The sequence below is a fragment of the Oleiphilus sp. HI0132 genome (assembly GCF_001635845.1).
The window spans coordinates 1-1,163 of sequence record NZ_LWGJ01001517.1; the positions used below are offsets into that span (position 1 = coordinate 1).

At 44.6% G+C, this 1,163-nt stretch carries 3 protein-coding genes; all 3 read left to right on the forward strand.

Translation table 11 applies throughout. The annotated features are described in order from the left end of the window. The coding region (locus A3766_RS23470) for a nicotinate-nicotinamide nucleotide adenylyltransferase (protein WP_197479704.1) at positions 1–439 on the forward strand (439 nt) is incomplete at its 5' end. Positions 440–504: 65 nt separating this feature from the next. Beyond that, positions 505–858 carry a ribosome silencing factor gene (rsfS, locus tag A3766_RS23475; protein WP_068507913.1) on the forward strand — a complete coding sequence of 118 codons (354 nt, stop codon included), beginning with the start codon at positions 505–507 and terminating at the stop codon, positions 856–858. Positions 859–941: 83 nt separating this feature from the next. Beyond that, positions 942–1,163 (forward strand): 23S rRNA (pseudouridine(1915)-N(3))-methyltransferase RlmH (locus A3766_RS23480; protein ID WP_197479705.1); only part of this gene is annotated, 222 nt, incomplete at its 3' end.

Sequence of the window (1,163 nt, forward strand, 5' to 3'; positions counted from 1 at the left end):
CTCGTGTTTGAATGTTGATGAGCGAGAGATTCGGCGGGGTTGTCCAAGTTATACCATTGAATCAGTTCGCGAGATGCGTCAAGAGCTTGGTGATCAGGCCTTGAGTATCGTCATGGGGACTGATGCTGCGCGAGGTTTAAGAACCTGGCGTCAGGCAGAGCAGCTATCAAAGCAGACGCATATTGTTGTTGTAAAGCGCCCGGGTGAACTTGAAGGCGATATAAAGCAATGTCTGGAGCAACTTGGCTTTGAATGGGTTATGTCTGCCAATTACTTGCATGAGCAGCCGGGCGGCTTAGCTTTGATGCTTGATTTGACGCAGTTAGATATCTCTAGCACTGCCATTCGTGAAGCGGTCAGGAAAAATAAAAGCATTCGTTACCTTGTGATAGGTGCGGTTGAAGACTATATCTGTGATAATGCGCTTTATCGAGAGTGAGTTGCTGTTTTGAAACGCTGTTTCAGAGCAGGCAAAATTAACCAAATGGGGAACACAAAGAACGTATGCAAACTGAAGAATTGAAAACTGTAGTGGTCGAGGCTTTAGAGGATCTTAAAGCTGATAATATCTGTGTGCTGGATGTTAAAGATAAAACTAGCGTCACAGACTATATGGTGATCGCTTCAGGGACTTCGAGCAGACACGTTAAGTCTCTTGCAGAAAATTTGGTTTCCGAAGTAAAAGATAAAGGCGGACGGCCTTTAGGTATTGAAGGTGCTGATGGCAGTGACTGGGTTTTGGTTGATCTGGGCGAGGTTGTCGTTCATGTGATGCTTCCCGCTTCACGCACATTTTATGACCTGGAAGGCTTTTGGCGTGATGGCCCGGATGCCAGTGCCTCAATGACTGAGCATTAACTATAGCCTTTTCTTTAGTTTTTCCTTTGGCTTATGTAATAAGCATAATTCAATCTCTGCACTGTTTGTGAATTGCGATAGCGATGAAAATAAAAATACTTGCTGTTGGTACTAAAATGCCGAAGTGGGTGACGGAAGGCGCAAACGAATATGTTAAGCGCCTTCCTAAAGACCTTCCTTTAGAGTTTATCGAGATTCCCTTGGGGAATCGTAGTAAGAATGCCGATATCAAGCGCGCTATTCAAAAAGAGAGTGCGGCTATACTCGCTCAAATTAATAGTCAGGATCATGTTGTTGCGCTTGAG